Annotated in this window: 17 protein-coding genes and 2 pseudogenes; 8 read left to right on the top strand and 11 right to left on the bottom strand. The window is 65.1% G+C overall.

Features of this window, described 5'->3' with window-relative positions; genetic code table 11:
• Together HOP52_RS03940 and fdhA are read right to left on the bottom strand one after the other, a co-directional pair.
• A partial coding sequence (locus HOP52_RS03940; protein ID WP_238975960.1) for an NAD(P)H-dependent oxidoreductase subunit E occupies positions 1-868 on the bottom strand: 868 nt, incomplete at its 3' end.
• 195 nt (positions 869-1,063) lie between these two features.
• Positions 1,064-2,257, bottom strand: a complete 1,194-nt coding sequence (fdhA, locus tag HOP52_RS03935; RefSeq protein ID WP_238975959.1) for a formaldehyde dehydrogenase, glutathione-independent — start codon at positions 2,255-2,257, stop codon at positions 1,064-1,066.
• A gap of 419 nt (positions 2,258-2,676) precedes the next feature.
• On the opposite strand from fdhA, the gene HOP52_RS03930 reads away from it, so the two are divergent.
• Together HOP52_RS03930 and HOP52_RS03925 are read left to right on the top strand one after the other, a co-directional pair.
• Positions 2,677-4,269 carry a BCCT family transporter gene (locus tag HOP52_RS03930; RefSeq protein ID WP_238975958.1) on the top strand — a complete coding sequence of 531 codons (1,593 nt, stop codon included), beginning with the start codon at positions 2,677-2,679 and terminating at the stop codon, positions 4,267-4,269.
• A 73-nt stretch (positions 4,270-4,342) separates the two neighbouring features.
• The gene (locus HOP52_RS03925) at positions 4,343-5,227 is read left to right on the top strand and encodes a DMT family transporter (protein ID WP_238975957.1); all 885 of its coding nucleotides are present in this window, start codon (positions 4,343-4,345) and stop codon (positions 5,225-5,227) included.
• Between the two features lie 84 nt (positions 5,228-5,311).
• Here HOP52_RS03925 and etfB read toward each other — a convergent pair whose 3' ends face one another.
• From etfB to gbdR, 7 genes are all read right to left on the bottom strand, one after another.
• Complete coding sequence (gene etfB, locus HOP52_RS03920; protein ID WP_238975956.1) at positions 5,312-6,118, bottom strand: electron transfer flavoprotein subunit beta; 807 nt, start codon at positions 6,116-6,118, stop codon at positions 5,312-5,314.
• Positions 6,108-7,379, bottom strand: a complete 1,272-nt coding sequence (gene etfA / locus HOP52_RS03915) for an electron transfer flavoprotein subunit alpha (RefSeq protein ID WP_238975955.1) — start codon at positions 7,377-7,379, stop codon at positions 6,108-6,110. The genes etfB and etfA overlap by 11 nt, the downstream gene beginning before the upstream one ends.
• A complete protein-coding gene (locus HOP52_RS03910; RefSeq protein ID WP_238975954.1) occupies positions 7,379-9,382 on the bottom strand; it encodes a (Fe-S)-binding protein in 2,004 nt (667 codons plus the stop codon). Before HOP52_RS03910 ends, etfA begins: the two co-directional genes overlap by 1 nt.
• A 274-nt stretch (positions 9,383-9,656) precedes the next feature.
• Positions 9,657-11,741: a dimethylglycine demethylation protein DgcA gene (gene dgcA, locus HOP52_RS03905; RefSeq protein WP_238975953.1), complete on the bottom strand. Its 2,085-nt coding sequence runs from the start codon at positions 11,739-11,741 to the stop codon at positions 9,657-9,659.
• 25 nt (positions 11,742-11,766) lie between these two features.
• The gene (locus HOP52_RS03900) at positions 11,767-12,312 is read right to left on the bottom strand and encodes a DUF5943 domain-containing protein (RefSeq protein ID WP_238975952.1); all 546 of its coding nucleotides are present in this window, start codon (positions 12,310-12,312) and stop codon (positions 11,767-11,769) included.
• Positions 12,313-12,519: 207 nt separating this feature from the next.
• Positions 12,520-13,497 (bottom strand): dipeptidase, encoded by a 978-nt coding sequence (locus HOP52_RS03895; RefSeq protein ID WP_238975951.1) that lies wholly within the window; start codon positions 13,495-13,497, stop codon positions 12,520-12,522.
• Between the two features lie 248 nt (positions 13,498-13,745).
• Positions 13,746-14,870 (bottom strand): choline metabolism transcriptional regulator GbdR, encoded by a 1,125-nt coding sequence (gene gbdR, locus HOP52_RS03890; protein WP_238975950.1) that lies wholly within the window; start codon positions 14,868-14,870, stop codon positions 13,746-13,748.
• A gap of 265 nt (positions 14,871-15,135) precedes the next feature.
• Here gbdR and HOP52_RS03885 point away from each other — a divergent pair, with 265 nt between their 5' ends.
• Positions 15,136-15,498, top strand: coding sequence for a thioesterase family protein (locus tag HOP52_RS03885; protein WP_309674471.1), 363 nt, complete (start codon positions 15,136-15,138; stop codon positions 15,496-15,498).
• Between the two features lie 3 nt (positions 15,499-15,501).
• Here the strand turns inward: HOP52_RS03885 and HOP52_RS03880 are convergent.
• Positions 15,502-15,815 (bottom strand): annotated as a pseudogene (locus HOP52_RS03880) (L-serine ammonia-lyase, iron-sulfur-dependent, subunit alpha); the annotation flags it as partial.
• Positions 15,816-15,961: 146 nt separating this feature from the next.
• Positions 15,962-16,132, bottom strand: a pseudogene (locus HOP52_RS03875) (IS1380 family transposase); the annotation flags it as partial.
• Between the two features lie 241 nt (positions 16,133-16,373).
• Here HOP52_RS03875 and HOP52_RS03870 point away from each other — a divergent pair.
• Genes HOP52_RS03870 through HOP52_RS03850 form a run of 5 tightly spaced genes read left to right on the top strand, consistent with a single transcriptional unit; the run spans position 16,374 to position 21,752 of the window.
• Entirely contained in the window at positions 16,374-16,613 is a 240-nt protein-coding gene (locus tag HOP52_RS03870; RefSeq protein ID WP_238975949.1) for a hypothetical protein, read from the top strand.
• A 12-nt stretch (positions 16,614-16,625) separates the two neighbouring features.
• On the top strand, positions 16,626-18,152 hold the full coding sequence (locus tag HOP52_RS03865; RefSeq protein ID WP_238975948.1) for a sodium:solute symporter family protein: 1,527 nt from the start codon (positions 16,626-16,628) through the stop codon (positions 18,150-18,152).
• A gap of 51 nt (positions 18,153-18,203) precedes the next feature.
• Positions 18,204-19,022 (top strand): FadR/GntR family transcriptional regulator, encoded by an 819-nt coding sequence (locus HOP52_RS03860; RefSeq protein ID WP_238975947.1) that lies wholly within the window; start codon positions 18,204-18,206, stop codon positions 19,020-19,022.
• 45 nt (positions 19,023-19,067) lie between these two features.
• The gene (locus HOP52_RS03855) at positions 19,068-20,336 is read left to right on the top strand and encodes a Zn-dependent hydrolase (RefSeq protein WP_238975946.1); all 1,269 of its coding nucleotides are present in this window, start codon (positions 19,068-19,070) and stop codon (positions 20,334-20,336) included.
• Between the two features lie 3 nt (positions 20,337-20,339).
• A complete protein-coding gene (locus HOP52_RS03850) occupies positions 20,340-21,752 on the top strand; it encodes an amidase (protein WP_238975945.1) in 1,413 nt (470 codons plus the stop codon).
• Positions 21,753-21,850: the final 98 nt, after the last annotated feature.

Below are 21,850 nucleotides of genomic sequence, written 5' to 3'. Positions count from 1 at the left end.
AGATATAGAGCGCGCAGGCCTCCACCGCCCAGGCGCTGACCAGGGCGCCTTCCAGGAAGCGGTGCGGTTCCCGCTCCAGATAGTAGCGATCCTTGAAGGTGCCGGGCTCGCCCTCGTCGGCGTTGATCGCGCAGTAGCGTGGACCAGGCTCCTGACGCACGAAGTGCCACTTCTTGAAGGTGGGGAAGCCCGCGCCGCCCAGGCCGCGCAGATTGGAGCGCTCGAGTGCCTCGATCAGCGCCTCGACCGTCACGCGCCCCTCACGACAGTCGGCGAGCAGGCGATAGCCGCCCTCGGCGCGATAATCCGCCAGACGCTGCCAGAGGATCGCCTCGGGATGGAAGTGACCGCTGTCGATCACCGCCTCGACCCCCTCGGGGGTGGCATAGAGCACATGGTGGTGCCCCACCTCCGCCACCGGCGCGGTCTCGCAGCGCCCCATGCAGGGCGCCCGCAGCACCCGCACCTGGGCCGGATCGAGCCCCGCTTCCAGCGTCGCCTTGAGGGTCGAGGCGCCGGCCAGCTGACAGGAGAGCGAATCGCAGACCCGCACCGTGACCGCCGGCGGCGGCGCCTGGTCGTCGTGGACCACGTCGAAGTGGGCGTAAAACGTCGCCGTCTCGTAGACCGCCGCCATGGGCAGGTTCATGTACGCGGCCAGCGCCCGCAGGTTCACCAGTGACAGGTGGCCGTGGGCATCCTGAATGGCGTGCAGGTGCTCGATCAGCCGGTCACGGCGCCGCAGCGAGGGGTCCTGGCACTCATCGCCGAGCAGCTCGCGCAGCCCCGCGAGGACGCCGGGATCGAGCTCGCGGCCGCGAGGCTTGCCGCGAAAGCGGCGCTTGGGGGTCACGGTCTGGACGGTCATGAGGCACTCGTTATTGTCTTGATTGTCTTGATCGGCTTGCTTGGCGGATGTTGGCACTCCCCCGACAGGCTGACAACGTCCTATTGGGCCGCCTACGTCGCCATAGACATGCCGATGTCGCTCTCAGACCAGGAGTGAACCCCACCACGGGAAACGGCGCCCGGTGGGGCGCCGTCATGCGGACATCTCTCACCTTCAGGCGGCCACGCTGCCGTGAGGGTCGATGACGAATTTCTTGGCGGCGCCTCCATCGAAGTCGGCGTAGCCCTGGGGGGCCTGATCCAGGGTGATCATCTGGACATTCACCGCATCGGCGATCTTGACCTTGCCGAAGAGGATCGCCTGCATCAGCGGACGATGGTACTTCATCACCGGGCACTGGCCGGTGTGAAAGGAGTGGGACTTGGCCCAGCCGAGGCCGAAACGCATGCTCAGGGCGCCCTGCTTGGCGGCTTCGTCGGCCGCCCCCGGGTCTTCGGTCACGTAGAGGCCCGGAATGCCGATCTGGCCGCCGGCGCGGGTCATCTCCATCGCCGAGTTGAGGACGGCGGCGGGCGCCTCCTTGCCGTGGTTGCAGCCGCAGGCATGAGCCTCGAAGCCGACGCAGTCGACGAAGGCATCGACCTCGCGCTCGCCGAGGATCACCTCGATCTTGTCGGCCATGTCGCCGTCCTGGGTCAGATCGATGGTCTCGCAGCCGAAGCTCCTCGCCTGGGCCAGGCGCTCCTCGATCATGTCGCCGACGATCACGCAGGCCGCGCCCAGCAGCTGGGCGGAGACCGCCGCGGCCAGGCCCACCGGGCCGGCACCGGCGATATAGACGGTGGAGCCCGGGCCAACGCCAGCGGTCACACAGCCGTGGAAGCCGGTGGGGAAGATGTCGGAAAGCAGGGTCAGGTCACGGATCTTCTCCATGGCCTGGTCGGCGTCCGGGAACTTCAGCAGGTTGAAGTCGGCATAGGGCACCATGACGTACTCGGTCTGGCCGCCGACCCAGCCGCCCATGTCGACATAGCCGTAGGCGGCACCGGGGCGCGCCGGGTTAACGTTGAGGCAGATGCCGGTATTGCCTTCCTTGCAGTTGCGGCAGCGACCGCAGGCGATATTGAAGGGTACCGATACCAGGTCCCCGGGCTGAATGAATTCGACGTCGCGGCCGCACTCGACCACCAGGCCGGTGATCTCGTGGCCCAGCACCAACCCGGAGGGTGCGGTGGTTCGACCGCGTACCATGTGCTGGTCGCTGCCGCAGATATTGGTGGTAACCACCTTGAGAATCACGCCGTGGTCGCATTTGCGATTACCGATGGCGAGCTCGGGATAGGGAATGGATTCGACGGCGACTTGCCCCGGACCCTTATAGACGACGCCGCGATTGGCTGCGCTCATGGCTGGCTTCCTCTGTATTGTTCTCGGTGTGACGCTAGGCTTTGTCCGAAAACTGCCTGCGCTTGGCCATACGGCGTTAAAAATCAGCTCAAAGTACTCATTTACACCCCGTAAACTCCGTCTTTTCGCTGATTTTTGCCTTGTCTGGCCTTCGCTCGCCGACTTTTCAGACGAAGCCTAGCACTACACAGAGACCATAGCGGCAATGCTCACCGGGATGATCACTCCATGAGTCACCGCTATGCCTGATCACGACATCCTCGGCACGATGAGGCATCGGCGTGTGCAAACGGATAGCCACAGGTCGCTTTCGCGACACTCACTACGCTCGGCGTGCACAACAATGCGCGGGCCGAGGCGTGGCACCCCCGCACCCGGACCTCAAGCAATGAACAAATAACAACTGCCGAGGAACCCACATGACGCAAGACGATGACCCCATCCTGTCGCCAGGGCAGGACAATACCCAGTTGCTGGGCCTGGACTTCCATAACCCCGTGTTTCCCCTCTCCGCCCTGGCCATCCTGGCCTTTATCCTCTACGCCCTGATCTATCCCGACGCTGCCAACAGCCAGTTAGGCGCTGCCCGCGGCTGGTCCATCGAGCATTTCGACTGGCTGTTCATGATCGCCGGCAACCTCTTCGTGGCTCTCTGCCTGGTGCTGATCGTGCTGCCCCTGGGGCGCATCCGCCTGGGCGGCGACTCGGCCCGGCCGGAGTACTCGACCACCTCCTGGTTCGCCATGCTGTTCGCCGCCGGCATGGGCATCGGCCTGATGTTCTGGAGCGTGGCGGAGCCGGTGGCCTACTACACCGACTGGTACGGCACCCCGCTCAACGCCGCCGCCGGCACCCCGGAAGGGGCCAGTGCCGCCCTGGGCGCGACCATGTTTCACTGGGGCCTGCACCCCTGGGCGATCTACGGCGTGGTCGGCCTCTCCCTGGCCTTCTTCGCCTACAACCGCGGCATGCCAATGAGCCTGCGTTCGGCCTTCACGCCGATCCTCGGCGACCGGGTTCGCGGCTGGTTCGGCCATGTCATCGACATCGTGGCGGTGCTGGCGACCATCTTCGGCCTGGCCACCTCGCTGGGCTTCGGCGCCTCCCAGGCCGCCGGCGGCCTCAACTACCTGTTCGACATTCCCAACACCCTGGGCACCCAGATCGCCATCATCGTCGGGGTCACCGTGGTGGCGCTGTTCTCGGTATGGCGGGGCATCGACGGGGGCGTGAAGCTGTTCTCCAACATCAATATGGTGATCGCGCTGGGCCTGCTCACCTTCGTGGTGGTGACCGGCGGCGTGCTGCTGTTCGTCAACAACCTCTGGAGCACCACCCTGGCCTATGTGGAACACATCGTGCCGCTCTCCAACTGGATCGGCCGCGACGACACCACCTGGTACCACGGCTGGACGGTCTTCTACTGGGCCTGGTGGATCTCCTGGTCGCCCTTCGTCGGCATGTTCATCGCCCGGGTCTCCCGGGGGCGCACCGTGCGGGAATTCCTGATCGCCGTGCTGGTGGTGCCGACCCTGGTCACCATCGTCTGGATGAGCGCCTTCGGTGGCACTGCCCTGGCCCAGTCGGCAGCCGGTGTCGGCGAACTGGCGAACGGCATCAGCGACGTCTCCCTGGCGATGTTCCAGATGCTCGAGCATCTGCCGCTGACCACCCTCACCTCCAGCCTGGCGATCCTGCTGGTGCTGATCTTCTTCGTGACGTCGTCGGATTCCGGTTCGCTGGTGATCGACAACATCACCGCCGGCGGCAAGACCGATGCACCGCGTGGCCAGCGGGTCTTCTGGGCCACCCTGGAAGGGGTGATCGCCGCCATCCTGCTCTACGGCGGCGGCAGCACGGCACTGGGTGCCCTCCAAGCCGGCGCCGTGGCCACCGGCCTGCCCTTCACGCTGATCCTGCTAGTGATGGCCTTCAGCCTGGTCAAAGGCCTGCGCGAAGAACAGCGGCGGCTGGCAACCTCTTCAAGCGCCGGCCTTGTCGATAAAAACTAAGTAATCCGGCCGTTCGCAACCGCCCGCTTATCTCGCGGGCGGTTGTCTTATTTTGACGCTGGGAGAAAAGGCAATGCAGGCAAATCCTTACCGGCAAGGACTGCTCATGGTGATCCTGGGCGTGGTGGTTCTCAGTTTCGATGGCCTGCTGATCCGCCTTGCCCATGCCGATGGCTGGTCCATCGTGTTCTGGCGCGGATTCTTGATGTTCTGCGTACTGGGAGCGCTGTGCGGCGTTGGCAATCGGCTGGCAACGCTACGCAGCAACATGAGCGCATCATTTTTTTCGGCGCTGCTTCTGGGCCTGATATCAACCCTCTTCGTACTGGCCGTCATGAACACCAACGTGGCCAATGTCGTGGTCATCCTGAGCTCGGCGCCGCTTTTCGCGGCGCTGCTTTCACGCGTTTTTTTACATGAGAAGGTGCCTCTACGCACCCTGGGGGCGATTGCCGTATGCATGCTGGGCATGGGACTAGTCTTTATGGGGGACGGCGCCCAGGGCATGCTGGTGGGCAATCTGTATGCCCTGGGCGCCGCGGCCGCCATCGGGGGTAACCTGACCCTGCTACGCCGCTACCCCTCGATCGACCCTGTCGCGGTGATTGCCGGCGGTGGGCTGCTCTCGGCGGCGATTGCCCTGCCCATGGCGTCTCCGCTGGCGCTTGGCGCTCAAAGCTATGGCGTGCTGGCGCTGATGGGGCTGGTGCAGATGCCGTTGGCCACTGTCCTGATCAACAGCGCAACCCGCTATCTTCCCTCAACCGAAGTCGCGCTCTTTTATCTGGTCGAAACCGCACTGGGCACGCTCTGGGTGTGGTGGATGCTTGGCGAGACGCCAACGACCTCGACGCTACTCGGGGGCGCCGTAATCATTGCAGTGCTAGTCCTGCACGCCCTGAGAGGCTTGCATTTGGAAAAGCAGCGCTTCCGGCTCCAGGGCTTCGCGGACATATAGTCCTTTGGGCAAAAGCTGGCAACAAGAAAGCCCGCCGGGAAGGGCAGGCTTTAACGAGTGATTAAACGCGGTGTGAAACAGACCTTAGCGCAGCACGCCCTCCTCATTCAGCAGCTTGAGGATCGCCTCGGCGCCCTGCTCCGCCGAGACACCCTTGAGCACCTGGCCACCCCCACCCTCCGCCTTGGCGGCGGCGGCCTTGAAGCGGTCTCGCGCCGAGGCGGCCTTGATGATCTTCAGGCGCTTGGGGCGCTTGCGGGCCGGGGCCAGCTGCCACTCGGCCAGCTCCCGGTCCGCCTCGGCGGGTGCCGAGGTCGCCACGAGCTCGGCCCGCCGGGCCGGGCCGAAGGCGCTCTGGCGCGCCACCGGCGTCGCCCCGTCCACGCTGACGATGGCCGGCAGGCGCACCTTGAGCCGCCGCCGCTGGCCCCGGGGCAGGGCCTGGAGCAGGGTCGCCACGCCGTTCTCGATCGACTCCACCGCGGCCAGGCCATTGACCAGCGGCCAGCCCAGGCGCTCGGCCAGGGCATAGGGCAACAGCCCCGAGCCTTCGCCGCGCTCGGCCCGGGCGCCGGTGATCACCAGCTGCGGCGCCGCCGCGGCCAGGTGCTCGGCCAGGGCCGGGATGGCATCGCTGCCCTCGGCCTGCTCCAGCAGGGTCAGGCGCTCCAGCCCCATGCCCAGGTAGCCACGCAGCGCCGATTCACTCTCTTCACCGCGCGGACCGGCATGCAGCAGGCTGACCCGGCTGCCGGGCAACTGGCGCTCCAGGCCCAGGGCCAGCTCCAGGCCCCGGGCATCCTGATCGGCGCGCCGCGCGCGCCCGGTGATGGGGTGGCGCCCCACCGAGACCAGTACCGCCACCTCGATTCCCTGCTGCTCAGGCTGCATCGCGCTGCCCTCCTCGCTGCTGTTCCACTCTGGCCACCAGGGCGGCGAGGATCGCGGCGCTATCGCCGATCACCGCCAGGTCGGCACGCTTGATCATGTCGCAACCGGGGTCGAGGTTGATGGCCACCACCTTGTCGCAGCTCTGAATGCCCTGCAGATGCTGGATGGCGCCACTGATGCCCACCGCCAGATAGACCCGGGCGGTGACCCAGGTGCCGGTGGCCCCCACCTGGCGATCGCGGGCCATGAAACCGTCGTCCACCGCCACCCGGGAAGCGCCTTCCGTCGCCCCCAGCACCTTGGCGGCGTGATGGAAGCCCTCCCAATCCTTGACGCCGTTGCCCCCGGAGAGGATGAACTCCGCCTCGGCCAGCGCCACTCCGGCGGGGTCCACCGCCACCTGACCCAGATCCTCGATCCGCGAGAAGGCGCTGGGAATCGTCTCCGCCAGGCTCAGCGGCGCGGCGGCATGACGGGTCTCGTCCACCGGCTCGGCACACTCGGCCAGCGCCAGGGCGAGGCGCGGCAGGGGCCGCTGGATATCCAGGCTCTCCGCCGCGCCGCGGGCGGTGCAGCGCCAGCCCAGGGGCGCAGCGCCATCGGCCTCGATTTGCCAGACCCCGGTGGCGGGGCGCTCGCCCAGGCGCAGTGCCAGGCGCCGTCCCAGGTCGGCCCCGCCCAGGGGCGAGTCGGGGAGCAGCCAGTGCCGCGGCGCCAGCTCCCGCTCCACGGCGGCCAGTGCCGCCAGGCGCGCTTCGGGGGCGAAGCCGGCGTAGGTATCGTCGGCGAGGTGCAGCAGCCGATCGATGCCCGCCTCGCCGAATCCCTCCTCCTTGTGCTCGCCGAATACCACGGCCAGCACGGCGCCGGGGCGCTCGGAGTCGGCATCGGCCAGGCGCCGGGCCAGCCCCAGCAGGTCCTTGTCGTGTCCGGAGAGGCGTCCGCCGGCCAGTTCCGGCACCACCGCCACCAGAAAGGCCGGCTCGGGAATCTCCACCCGGCGGCGGCTATCCTGGGCCCCCTGGCGGGCCCCACCCGCGACCTGGCCGCCCTGCTGGGCACCGCTGCGGTCGATGCGCTTGATGCCATTGGGGCCGATAAAGCCGATGGCGCGGGGATTCTTGCGAATTACCCCATTGGGGCCCAGCCACTCGCTGGCGGCACTCCCCCCCTGCTCGGCGAGCACGCTGGCGTGCTCGGGGTGCAGGCGGTTACGGGCGATCCACTCGCGGCGTGGGTCGCGACGACGAATCTCGCTCATCAGATCACCTCCTCGGCGGTGGTCTTGCCGGCGGGCCGGCGGGTCGCATCGACCGCCCCGCCGGCGGGCCGCATCACCAGGGCGTCGGCCACCAGCTCGGCGATATCGCGCACCTCGGCGCTGGCGTCGACCACCCCCTCCAGCATGGCGGTGCACTGGGGACAGCCCACCGCCACCAGCTCGGCGCCGCTCTCCTTGACGTCATTCATGCGCATATCCGGAATCCGCCGCTCGCCGGGGATATCGGTGATCGGCGCGCCACCGCCGCCGCCGCAGCAGCGCGAGCGGAAGCCGGAGCGTTCCATCTCCTTGACCTCGATGCCCAGCGCCTTGAGCACGTTGCGCGGCGCCTCGTACTCGCCGTTGTAGCGACCCAGGTAACAGGGGTCGTGATAGGTGACCTTGCCGCCCTTCCAGGGGGCGAAGGCCAGCCGGCCGGCGTCATACAGTTCGGCGATAAAGGTGCTGTGGTGAAACACCGTATAGTGGCCGCCCAGCTCGCCGTACTCGTTACTCAGCACATGGAAGCTGTGGGGATCGCAGGTGACGATGCGCAGGAAGCGATACTGGGACAGGGTGGCGATATTGCGCTTCGCCAAGGACTGGAAGGTCGCCTCGTCGCCCAGCCGCCTCGCCACGTCACCGCTGTCGCGCTCTTCGTTGCCGAGCACCGCGAAGTCCACCTCCGCCGCACGCAGCACCTTGACCAAGGCGCGAAGCGTGCGCTGGTTGCGCATATCGAAGGCACCGTCGCCGAGCCACAGCAGGACGTCGACCTGTTGCAGATCGGCGATCAGCGGCAGGTCGAGGTCAGCGGCCCAGTGCAGCCGCGAGCCGGGAGCGAAGCCGCCGGGATTGTCGGTGGCGATCAGGTTATCGAGCACCTCGGCGCCCTTGTTGGGGGTCTGGCCCCGCTCCAGGGTCAGGTGGCGGCGCATATCGACGATGGCATCCACGTGCTCGATCATCATCGGGCACTCCTCCACGCAGGCACGGCAGGTGGTGCAGGACCAGAGAGTCTCGGCATCCACCAGGGCCTTGCCGCCCGTCATCGGGTCAGGGGCCACGATGGGCCCATGGGGAGCCCCAAAGTGCTCGCCCACCGGCTTGCCGCCAAGCCCTTGTGAAGGGTGGGGACTGCCGGCGTATTTGGCATCGCTGCCCCCGGCCAGGCCCACCACCATGTCCTGGATCAGCTTCTTGGGGTTGAGGGGCTGGCCGGCGGCGAAGGCCGGGCACACCGCCTCGCAGCGCCCGCACTGCACGCAGGCGTCGAAGCCGAGCAGCTGGTTCCAGGTGAAGTCGGCGGGTTTCTCGACGCCGAGCGGCGCCGCCTCGTCCTCCAGGTCCAGTGCCTTGAGGCCGGTGGAGCGGTTGCCCTCGCCGAAGCGCTCGGCGCGACGATGGAAGGCCAGGTGCAGGGCGCCGGCGAAGGCGTGCTTCATGGGCCCGCCCCAGGCCATACCGAAGACCAGCTCGCCCAGGCCCCAGACCACCAGGGCGCTCAATACCAGCGCCAGCAGCCAGTGACCGGCATCCGCGGGCAGGATCCCCACCGTGGGCAGGGTGATCAGGAAGACGCCGACCGAGAAGGCCATGAGGCTCTTGGGCAGGCGCATCCAGGGCCCCTTGGAGAGCCGCGCCGGCGGATTGCGCCGGCGCCGGGCCACGAAGCAGCTACCCACGAACATGGTGGCGCTGGCCGCCAGCAGCAGCCCGCCCAATATCGGATTGGCGAGCCCCAGGCCATGCACCAGGATCATCAGCACGGCGGCGGCCACGAAGCCACCGGCGGTGGCCACGTGGGTGTTGGACATCACCTTGTCGCGCTCCACCACATGGTGCAGATCCACCAGATAACGGCGCGGCAGGGCCGCCAGGCCCTTGAGCAGCGGCACGGCGGAGGGCCGTCCCTGACGCCATAGACGAACGCGCCGCACGGCGCCGATGGCCGCCAGTGCCAGGGCGGAGAAGATCAGAATCGGCAGGAGGGTGTCGAGCATGGTGCTCACCTCGTCTCAGGAGCCGTTGGTTTTGGCATCGGGGCTGTTCCGGCGACAGGCCTGCGCGAGGGCGCTGTGAACCCATCCCTGGGCGCTACATTTGCCCAGCGGCGCTCTCGCATCCTGCGCCGCTTGCAGGGCCTGGGCTGGCCATCCATGGCCAACCCGTTCGGCGGGAAGAACATGTTCTTCTGATTCCGCCTCACCCCTGGCAAATGACCCTCGCTGCGGCCTGCCCCCGGCGCCCCTCAGTCGTTGGTGGCTTTCGCCCAACTCAGAAGTCCTTGCAGATCCGCAAGGCATCGTAGATCGCCGCGTGGGTGTTACGCGGCGCCGTGCAGTCGCCCAGGCGGAACAGCAGGAAACCGTCCCCCGCTTCGGCTCTCTCCTCAGACAGGCAGGGCTGGGGCTGGATGGCGTAGAGTGCCTCCAGATCCAGCTGGCCCTTGTTGCGGGACTGCTCCTTGAGGGCGTAGTAGAGGGCCTCGTCGGGACGCACGCCGTTCTCCACCACCACCTGGTCGACCACCCGCTCCTCCAAGGCGCCGGTGTACTCGTTTTCGAGCACCGCCACCAGGCCATCGCCCTCCCGGTAGACCTTATGCAGCATCAGGTCGGAGGTCATGATCACCTCCTTCTCGTAGAGGCTGCGGTAGTAGGTCGGGAAGGTGGTGCCACCCACCGCCGCGCCTGGCTTGATATCGTCGGTGACGATCTCCACCTTGGCGCCCTTGTCGGCCAGGAAGTCCGCCGCCGAGACGCCGGAGAACTCGCAGATGGCGTCGTAGATCAGCACGTTCTTGCCCGGGGCGACCTTGCCGCTGAGCACATCCCAGGTGCTGACCACCAGGCTCTCCTCGGGAGTCTCCGAGTAGCCCCACTCCGGGTACTGGCTGAGGAAGGGCTGGCCGCCGGTGGCCAGCACCACGATATCCGGGCGCAGGTCGAGCAGGGTCGCCTCGTCGGCGCGGGTGCCCAGGCGCAGGTCGACGCCCAGGCGCACCAGCTCCAGCTGATACCAGCGGGTGATACCGGCGATCTGGTCGCGCTGGGGGGCCTGGGCGGCGATGGTGATCTGCCCGCCCAGCGCTTCCGCGGCCTCGAACAGGGTGACGTCATGGCCGCGCTCGGCGGCGACGCGGGCCGCCTCCATGCCACCGGGACCACCGCCCACCACTACCACCTTGCGCTTGGGCCCCTCGGACTTCTCGATGATATGGGGCAGACCCATGTACTCGCGGGAGGTGGCGGCGTTCTGGATGCACAGCACGTCCAGTCCCTGGTACTGGCGGTCGATGCAGTAGTTGGCGCCCACGCACTGCTTGATCTGGTCGATCTGGCCCATCTTGATCTTGGCGATGATATGCGGGTCGGCGATATGGGCCCGGGTCATGCCCACCAGGTCTACATAGCCGCCCTCCAGGATGCGCTGGGCCTGGTTGGGGTCCTTGATGTTCTGGGCGTGGATCACCGGCACGCTGACCACTTCCTTGATGCCCGCCGCCAGGTGCAGGAAGGGCTCCGGCGGGTAGGACATGTTGGGAATGACGTTGGCCAGGGTGTTGTGGGTGTCGCAGCCGGAGCCGATCACGCCGAAGAAGTCGAGCATGCCGGTGGCATCGTAGTAGGCGGCGATCTGCTTCATGTCCTCGTGGGAGAGGCCGTCCGGGTGGAACTCGTCGCCACAGATGCGCATGCCCACCACGAAGTCGTCGCCCACCTCGGCGCGCACCGCCTTGAGCACCTCCATGCCGAAGCGCATGCGGTTCTCGAAGCTGCCGCCCCACTGGTCCTCGCGCTTGTTGACCCGCGGGCTCCAGAACTGGTCGATTAGGTGCTGGTGCACGGCGGAGAGCTCGACGCCGTCGAGGCCCCCTTCCTTGGCCCGGCGCGCGGCCTGGGCGAAGTCACCGATGATGCGCCAGATCTCCTCCTCCTCGATGGTCTTGCAGGTGGAGCGGTGCACCGGCTCGCGGATGCCGGAGGGCGACAGCAGGGTCGACCAGTCGTAACCGTCCCAGCGGGAGCGGCGCCCCATATGGGTGATCTGGATCATGATCTTGCCGCCGTGCTTGTGGACGGCATCGGCGAGGTTCTGGAAGTGCGGGATGATCCGGTCGGTGGAGAGGTTCACCGAGCTCCACCACCCCTGAGGGCTGTCGATGGAGACCACCGAGGAGCCGCCGCAGATGGCGAGGCCACAGCCGCCCTTGGCCTTCTCCTCGTAGTACTTGACGTAGCGGTCGGTGGTCATGCCGCCGTCGGTGGCATGCACCTCGGCGTGGGCGGTGCTGACGACCCGGTTACGGATGGTGAGCTTGCCGATCTCGATCGGCTGGAAGATCGCGTCGAATGCCATGGTTCTCTCTCCTCGTTCCCGGGGCTTAGCGGGCGGCGCCGGTCAGCGGCTTGGTCTCGAAATAGCCCACCTCGCAGCCCTCTTCGGCGGCGCTCTGGGTCTGCTCGGCGACGGTGCGCAGGTCGCTGCCGCGGGCGGCGAGGATCTGGTCCATGGCGCCGGCGAACCAGCCGGTGAACATGTACTCCACCTTGCGCCCCACCTTGCCCAGTTGGTAGACGAAGGCGCTGTGCTCCAGGCGCACCCGGCAGGTGCCGGCATCGAGGTCGATGGCCTCGGTAATGAACTTGCCCCAGCCGCGCTGGGAGAGACGGGTCATGTAGTGCTCAAACACCGCCTCACCCTCGAGGCCGTGGCACTCGGCCTCCTGCTCGCACCAGTGCCAGGCGCTCTTGTAGCCCGCGTGGTAGAGGATCTCGGCGTAGGTCTCGGCGCCCAGGGCCTCCTCCACGGCCACGTGGTTATTGATAAAGAAGTGGCGCGGCACATAGAGCATCGGCAGGGCGTCGGTGGTCCAGACGCCGGTGTCGCGATCCACTTCGATAGGCAGTTCGGGGGCCATCTTGGTCACGGTTGAATTCCTCGAATCTTGATGATTGTTATGTCGTAGCAGGCAAGACCATTGCCTTTGGCGGCACCGCTCGGGGCTTTCCGGCGGCAGGCCTACGAGGAGGCGCTGTAAACCCATCCCTGGGCGCTACATTTGCCATCCATGGCAAATGACCTCCTCTTCGGCCTGCCCCCGGCGCCCCTCAGACGCAGAGGTGTTGTCTACCCCTCAGGCGCCCCACACATCCTTCAGGACCCGCACCCAGTTCTCGCCCATGATCTTGCGCACCTGGGATTCGCTGAAGCCGCGCTTCAGCAGCGCCTCGGTCAGGTTGGGGAACTCGCCGATGGTGCGGATGCCCTCGGGGTTGATGATCTTGCCGAAGCGGGTCAGGCGGCGGGCATAGCCCTTGTCGTGGGTCAGCCACTCGAAGAAGTCCTGGCCGTGCCCCTGGGTGAAGTCGGTGCCGATGCCGATGGCGTCCTCGCCGACGATGTTCATCACGTACTCGATGGCCTCGACATAGTCGTCGACGGTGGCGTCGACGCCGGCACGCAGGAAGGGGGTGAACATGGTGACGCCGACGAAGCCGCCGTGGTCGGCGATGAACTTCAGCTCCTCGTCGGACTTGTTGCGGGGGTGCTCCTTGAGGCCGGAGGGCAGGCAGTGGGAGTAGCAGACCGGCTTCTGCGATTCGAGGATCACCTCCTCGGAGGTCTTGGCGCCCACGTGGGAGAGGTCGCACATGATACCGACGCGGTTCATCTCGGCGACGATCTCGCGACCGAAGCCGGAGAGGCCGCCGTCGCGCTCGTAGCAGCCGGTGCCCACCAGGTTCTGGGTGTTGTAGCACATCTGCACGATGCCCACGCCCAGCTGCTTGAAGATCTCCACGTAGCCGATCTGGTCCTCGAAGGCGTGGGCGTTCTGGAAGCCATAGATGATGCCGGTCTTGCCCTCCTCCTTGGCCCGGGTGATATCCGCGGTGGTGCGCACCGGGCGCACCAGGTCGCTGCACTCGGCCATCAGCTGGTTGGACTTGACGATATTGTCGACGGTGGCCTGGAAGCCCTCCCACACCGAGACGGTGCAGTTGGCGGCGGTGAGGCCGCCGCGACGCATGTCCTCGAAGAGCTCACGGTTCCATTTGGCGATGATCAGGCCGTCGATAACGATGGCGTCGTCGTGCAGTTCGCGGGGGGTCATGGGAGGTACTCCGGCAATGTCGTTGACGTGCCGGCAGCATAGCGCCGGCACACACCGGCTCAGCACCTGGAAACGACGGCGAAAATTCCAAAAACGTCAGAGGTGTCGCAATCGCGACAAGGGCCCGCGATGCGGGCCCCATGTATCGATTCCGGAGGCGTCCTGGATCGCTATCAGGAGATCAGCAGGAGAGTGAGTGACGCCGGCTCCCACAGGCAGCCGGGCCAACTCGAGGACAGGCGGCCGCGCTAGAGGGGCACGCTTGCATAGGTAGGCTCGCCCTGAGCCTGGACCAGGGCCAGGACCGCGCTCGAGACGGGCGCCTCGGCAAGGTGTTGCGGGTCCGCACCGGCCAGAGCCGCAGAGCGTAGAGGCTCGGTGGACGGCGTCGGAGAGCCGATGCCCTGGCGCTCGTCCCGCGGCGGTACGCCGAAGTACTCCCGGTAACACTTGGAGAAGTGCGGCGTGGAGACGAAGCCACAGGCCGAGGCCACCTCGATGATTGAAAGCGAGGTCTGCTTGAGCAGCTGACGGGCCCGGGTAAGGCGCAGTTTCAGGTAGTAGCGCGACGGCGAGCAGTGCAGGTACTTTTGGAACAGCCGCTCCAGCTGGCGACGGGAGATATCCACGTAGTCGGCCAGCTCGTCGAGGCCGATGGGCTCCTCCAGGTTGGCCTCCATCAGGGCGACGATCTCCAGCAGCTTGGGCTGGGTGGTACCCAACATGTGCTTGAGAGGCACCCGCTGCTGGTCCTGCTCTCCTCGCATCCGGTCGCAGATGAACATCTCGGAAATCCCCGCCGAGAGCTCACGGCCATGGTCGCGCCCGATCAGGCTGAGCATCATGTCCAGAGGCGCGGTGCCACCCGAGGCGGTGGCCCGGTCGCGGTCGATGGAGAAGAGCCGGGTGGTCAATGCCACTCGCGGGAAGGCCTCCTGCATGGCGGCCAGACACTCCCAGTGGATGCTGATCTCATAGCCATCCAGCAGTCCAGCCTTGGCCAGCGCCCAGCTGCCGGTGCAAACCCCTCCCAACCGCCGGGAGAGGCGCGCCTGACCCTGCAGCCAGGCGATATGCTCGCGCTGTACCGCGCGCGCCGGCCCCACTCCGCCACAGACCACCACCATGTCCAGCGACAGGGGCACCGTGATCGCCGCATCCGGTGTGACCTTGAGGCCGTCGCTAGCGGAAATCGGCTCGCCATCGATCGTCAGAGTGAACCAGCGATAGAGCTCCCGGCCGGCGAGCTGGTTGGCCATGCGCAGCGGCTCGATAGCGGAAGCCAAGGAGAAGAGGGTGAAGTTTTCCAGCAGTAGAAATCCGATGGCCTGGGGAGTGGCCGTCTTCTGCGGCGCCTGGAAAGAGGTCGTCATGACGAGGCTCCTGCACGGGGGGCGTAGATTGGTTGTTGTAATGTCCATACCCGGACGTCACCCGGTATCTGGCTGTCGCGATCAGAGCGAAAGGTATCGCAAGGTGTCGCAATCTAGCATGTCACATTTGCCTATCGGACGGCGGGAAGCCAATGGATAACGACAATGACGTCGTATTTGGGAAGACAGGATGTCGCTCTCAGGCATGTCAGGACAGCCCGGGCCATACAGACGACGCCGAATACGCCGGGGTCCTCGCCCTGGCGTGGCCCCCCTGATGGAGCGTATCGGCCTGGAGGCCCCCGGGTGCGACCGGCACGGCTACACGATCTACACCCTGGAGACCCACCTCTGCTACCGCCGCGAGGCCCATCAGGGCCAGCCGCTCGAGGTCGCGTTGACCCTGCTGGACCGCGACGCCAAGCGGCTGCATGCCTTCTTCACGCTGTTCGACGAGGAGGGCAATCTGCTGGCCACCAGCGAGCAGATGCTGATGGGCATGAACCGGGAGAGCGGCCGCCCCGACGCCTTCCCGGTGCCGGTGGCCGAGGCCATCGCCGCCCTGCCCCATGCCGACGCCGGTGCCTGGCCGGAGCTCGCCGGACGCACCATCGGCATCCGGCGCTGAGCCTCAGCACTCGATGGCGTTGACGGCCAGACCGCCTCGGGAGGTCTCCTTGTCCTTCTCCTGCATGTCGGCCCCGGTATCGCGCATGGTGCGGATCACCTTGTCCAGGGAGATGAAGTGCTCGCCGTCGCCGCGCAGCGCCATCTGGGCGGCGTTGATCGCCTTCACCGAGGCGATGGCGTTGCGCTCGATGCAGGGCACCTGCACCAGGCCCCCACCGGGTCGCAGGTCAGCCCCAGGTTGTGCTCCAGGCCGATCTCGGCGGCGTTCTCCACCTGACCCACACGGCCGCCTATCACCTCGGTGAGGCCGGCGGCGTATATATGATGGTGACAGCGCCGGCGGCTAGGTTGACCGCATAGACCAGCGGGTGCCCGTGGGCGCTGGTGGCCAGCAGCACCTGACCGACCCGCACGCGATGCATGCGGGCCCCGACATGGCCGTGGAAGGCCGAGCCACCCTAGTGACCGAACACTTCAATCGGCAGACCGTCGATATCCAGCGTCATGAGCGTCGACCGTTCGCCGCCGTTCGGCGAGGTCAGCCGCCAGATCGCCAACCGCAGCAGCCCCTCATGCACGATGTCAATTTTTTCGTCGCCGCCCAGGCGCGTCAGCAACCGTGACAGCGTCGCTTAAGACGGATGCTCCTAGTAGGCCAACGACGTCGCCCCCCGCACCTGCCGCACCTGCCGCACCTGCCGCACCTGCCGCACCTGCAGAAAAATCTTGACAGACTGGGGAAGGAGCGTCTAAAAGTTTATTTATTCGTATAAATACAATAATTGTTGGAAACGCCAGCACGAGTAGCCCTCTCACGGTTTCGACCATGAGAGAAACGACCGCCCCACCATCTAAGAACAAGGGGGACGCTCCATGAGAAAGACCTTTCCACCATGCAAAATCGCTATCTACGGCGGCATGCTGCTGGGCTTCTTAATGCTCGAAAGCCCGTTAATCATGATCGCCAACACCGTAGACCCTATGGTCATGGGTGTACCGTTCCTATTCGTCTGGAACCTCGGCTGGTGGGCATTCCTCACAGGCCTGTTCCTAATGGCTTACCTGACCAACTGGGGAAGCGGCCGTGTGCCCGCCACCCAGCCCAGCCGTTGAGGAGGGCAGACCATGACCGGTAGCATCTTTATCATCGCAGCGTTCATGATTATCCCCCTGCTTGTGGGGGTGGTATCCGCCAGGAAGTCGCAAGACACCAGCGAAGACTTTTTCGTGCAAGGCCGAGCGATGGGTAGCATCGCTGTGTTCTTTACAGTGGCCGCCACCTGGTGGAGCGCTTTTGCCTTTCTGGGCTCCAACGCAACGTTCTATACCAGCGGGCCCGTCTACTTGACCGCGCTCGCATGGAACCTGCTGTTCGGCTTCATGTACTACTGGGTCGGCAAACGCGTGTGGTTTCTGGGAAAGCGCTTCAACTACCTGACCCCGTCCGACCTGATGGGAGACTTCTACAATAGCGAGGCGCTGCGCATTTTGGTCGTCGTGATCACACTGGTGTTTACGGTGCCCTATCTGCAAATCCAGCTAACTGGCGGCGCCTATCTGATCGAGGTTGCCTCGGGCGGCGTGATCCCCTTCTGGCTAGCAGCCCTTCTGTTCTACTTCATCATCATTGTCTATGTGTGGATCGGTGGTATCCGGGCGATCGCCTGGACCGATGTGATCTACGGCGCCTTGCTCTTCTTCGGGATGATGTTTGCTGGCTACTATATCTCGCAACAAGTGGGTGGCCCAGCGGCACTGTTCGCTCAGCTTCAGCAAAGCTCACCCGACCACCTGACCATGCCAGGGCCAGACGGCAACATGGGCTACAGCATGTGGTTCTCTCTGTTCGTGATCGTGGCAATCGGCGCTTTCATGGGCCCCCAGATATGGCTCCGCATGTACTCGGTGAAAAGTAGCCGGCTGTTCAACATGATGCCCTTCCTGCTGGGGCTAGCAGCCTTCGCCTACTTTGGCTCCGTGCTCACCGGCTATACTGGCGTTCTGCTTGAACCTGGACTGGAGAACGCTGACCAAATCCTGCCGGTTATGCTGATGAACTATGCACCCTACCTGCTCGCTTCGCTGATCATGGCTGCAGGTGCCGCCGCCGCCATGTCCACAGCCAACTCACAGATCCATGCGGTCTCCACCGTCGTGACCATGGACATCTACCAGCGCTACGTGAACCGCAAGGCGAGCCAGGTGCGCATCGTGACAATTGGCCGTCTGTCGCTGGTCGGCTTCTCTCTGGCCGCCTATATCATGGCGCTGACCGTGCCAGGCCTACTGGTGACCATCGGGATTGCGGCCCTGGCGGGAACCGCCCAGCTGATCGTGCCGACCATCGGTGCCATCACCTGGCGGCGTGCCCACCCCACAGCAGCCTTCTGGGGCTTGCTGGCCGGTGTGACCTGCGTGCTGTTGCTCACCTACGGCCCCACCGTCAGTAACCCGCTGGGACTGCATGCCGGTATCTGGGGACTGCTACTTAACGGTGGGCTTCTAGTTGGCTTGAGCCTGGTGCTCAAGCGCAAGGATCACGAAGTGGTCGAGCGCTTTGCCCTGGCCCGTCAAGAGTACGACGCTGAATATCATCCGGAGCGACTGGAAGACGCCTCGAGACCTGTCGGCGAAGCGGCCACTACACGCTGATCCATCATCCGGGGCCTGCTCAGCAGGCCCCTCTTTCACAAGGAATAATCCATGGTCCAGACCCCAACACCTCGTCGTCGCCAAAAGCTGGCAGAGCTCATCAGCGACGACATCAAGCGCTGGATCGCTACCGAGGGAATGACCGAGGGCGACCGCCTTCCCAATGAAAAAACTCTGATGGAGCTCTATGGCTGTGCCAAGGGCACGGTGCGCGAGGCTCTGAAGATCCTTGAGGTCGAGGGGCTAGTAACACTGAAGACGGGACCAGGTGGCGGCGCGATTCTGCATACGCCTAGCATGGAGCCGGCCAGCCGCATGCTGCGCAACTTCCTGCATTTCCGCTCACTGGATGGTCACCAGGTCTATCAGCTACGCCGACTGCTGGAGGTGGAGCTGGCCGTCTCCGTGGTGGGGAGACTAAGTACTGAGGCGCTGGAGAGCCTGGCCGCCAATATCGACGCCTGCGAGTGCTATCACCCAGACGAAGAGGATCAACGGCGTCAGCGCTTTCTGGAGCTGGAGTTCCACAACCTGCTGGCAAAGGCGTGTCCCAATCCACTGCTGGCCTTCATGTGTCGTTTTCTCAACGACATGCTGCGCGACCTGGTCGTGGTCAAGAAGGCCTATATACCGGAGCGCAGGCAGTTCGACGAGGCCAATCACCGCTACCACCGCGAGCTGGTCGAGGCCTACCGCAACGAGGACCGGGAGAGAGTCCGTCAGCTCATGGATGAGCATATGCGCGATGCCGAACAGCACATGTCGGCGCTAGAGGCTGAAATGGCCGATCAAATGCTGATCTCTAGGGAAGCTCTGCTCCACGACGGCCAAGACTCTCCCCTATTCCGCCTGGTCAGCCCAGAACGCTGATAGCGTCTCCCATCATCAAGCACATAATCACAACGAGGCTTCCTAATGACTATGACCGATGCTATCCACTCCACGACCGACTTGCGTACCGACCGTAAGCGTCTCTGGCAGGCGCTGATGGAGATGGCCAAAATCGGTGCCACCCCGAAGGGAGGCGTGAATCGCCAGGCCTTCACCGAGCTCGACCGTCAGTCACGTGACCTGTTCATCGAATGGTGCCGCGCCGAGGGCTGCACCATTCGCATTGATGCCATCGGCAATATCTTTGCCCGCCGTGAGGGGCAGGAATCCGGTAGCCAAGCAGTGATGACCGGCAGCCACCTCGACAGTCAGCCCACCGGCGGAAAATTCGATGGTGTCTACGGCGTGCTGGCCGGCCTGGAGGTCATCCGCACCCTGAACCAGCATGAAATACGAACGCGCGCGCCTATCGAAGTGGTCGCCTGGAGCAATGAGGAGGGGTGTCGCTTTTCACCCTGCATGATGGGTTCCGGTGCATTTACCGGTCAGCTGGCGCTGGAAGAAATGCTAGCGCGCACCGATGACAAAGGCATCAGCGCAGGCGAGGCGCTGGAAAAAATCGGCTATCGCGGCACGGACAGCGTCAGCCCCAACCATATTAAAGCTTTCTTCGAGTGCCATATCGAGCAGGGTCCAGTCCTTGAAGATACCGGCAATGCCGTTGGCGTTGTGGTGGGGGCCCTGGGCCAGAAGTGGTTCGATCTTACCCTGACCGGCCTGGAAGCTCATGCCGGCCCTACTCCGATGGCGCTGCGCCGCGACGCCATGCTGGGTGCCGCCGAGATCACCCAGGAGGTCAACCGCATTGCCAACGCCTATCAGCCTCATGGCCGCGGCACAGTGGGGGTGATGCAGCTGCATCCGGGATCACGTAACGTAATCCCGGGCCAGGTCCGGATGACAATCGACCTGCGCCATTTCGACAGTGACACACTGGAGAAGATGTCCAGGGAGCTGCACCAGGTAGTCGACAATACTAGTCATCGGCATGGGCTCACGGCCGAGCTGGTACCCTCCGCAGACTTTGCCCCCGAGTACTTCGCCGACCCCTGTGTGAGCGCCATTCGCCGCGCCGCCGAGAGACTTAAGTGTTCGCATATGGATATCGTCAGCGGCGCTGGCCATGACGCTATCTTCATGGGTCGTGTTACCCGTGCCGGCATGATCTTCGTGCCCTGCGAGAACGGCATCAGCCACAACGAAATCGAGAACGCCGCCCCTGGCGATCTCCATGACGGCTGCAACGTTCTGCTGCATGCCATGCTTGAGCAGGCCGGCGTGGACGAGGAGTGAGCCATGACCACAACGTTCTTGCCCACTCGTCTCGCTGAGCTGAGCGCCGTAAAGGCGCTCGAGCTTTTCCGTCACCGCGACCTGTCGCCGGTGGAGTTAACCCGAGATTGCCTGGCACGGATCGAGCTTCACAACCCTACCATCAACGCTTTCGCCCACGTAGATGCCGATCAGGCGCTAGCCGCCGCCCGCGCCTCGGAGGGGCGCTGGCAGGCCGGCACGCCCCTTGGCCCCTTGGACGGCATCCCCACCACCATCAAGGACCTGACGCTGACCGCAGGCATGCCGACCCGCTACGGTTCGGCCACCAGCAGCCCGAACGGCCCCTGGGAAACCGATGCACCGATCAGCCGCCACCTTCGCGAGGCGGGAGCGGTGATTCTAGGCAAGACCACTTCGCCGGAGTTCGGCTGGAAAGGAGTCACGGACAATCCACTTCACGGGGTCACCCGCAACCCCTGGAATCAACACCTGACGCCGGGCGGCTCTTCGGGGGGTGCCGGGGCGGCCGCAGCACTCAACCTTGGGCTACTTCATCAGGGCAGCGACGCCGGCGGCTCGATCCGTATTCCCTCCAGCTTTACCGGTACCTTCGGCATCAAGCCCACTTTCGGCTGGGTGCCCCAGTGGCCAGCAAGCGCCATGAGCCAACTCTCCCACCTGGGACCAATGACCCGCACTGCTGCCGACAGTGCCTTGATGCTCAGCGTCATGGCCAAGCCCGATGCCCGCGACGGCCATCTAGGCAATCCCCGCGCCGCCAACTGGCTGACTCCACCCCCCGGCTCGCTTGAGGGGTGGCGCATTGCCTTCAGCCCAGACTTGGGCTATGTGGATGTAGCGCCTGACATCGCCACCCGCGTAAGAGCAGCAGTGGAAAGGCTTAAGGCGCTGGGCGCCATTATCGAAGAGGTGGATCCGGGCTTCGACTCTCCGCTGGAGACGTTCAACACCCTATGGTTTGCTGGCGCCAGCCAGGTGCTGGAGCACCTGGACGAGGCCCAGCAGGCCCAACTGGATCCGGGTTTTGCGAAGATTGCCCGACGAGGCGCAGCGATCAGACTGAGCGATTACCTGGCCGCCTGCCGCGCCAGGGAACAGCTAACCGCGCGGATGCAGGCCTTCCATGAACGCTACGATCTGCTAGTGACACCGACCATGCCCATCGCCCCATTCGAGGCGGGACACAACGCACCTCCCGGCGGACACTACCAGGAATGGATGGACTGGACCCCCTTCAGCTACCCCTTCAACTTGACCCAGCAACCCGCCGCCTCTCTGCCCTGCGGCCTCGATGACCAGGGCCTGCCAGTAGGCCTCCATCTGGTCGGGCCGCGCTATCAGGATCTGAAGGTACTCCATGCCGCCCAGTTGCTGGAAGGTTACATGCCTGATATGCCCTTTCCCTCAAGCTGATCGGATAGGGTGTCGGAACGACTCCCGGCACCCTATCACCACCACACGGGTAGTTCCTGGTATCTACCCCACAACCGCAGCGGGCGCCCCTGCTGGGC

It is taken from the genome of Billgrantia campisalis (assembly GCF_022341425.1).
Classification (GTDB): Bacteria; Pseudomonadota; Gammaproteobacteria; order Pseudomonadales; family Halomonadaceae; genus Halomonas; species Halomonas campisalis.
Note: the sequence above shows the minus strand (reverse complement) of the source record. Positions and strands in the feature narration are given on the sequence as shown.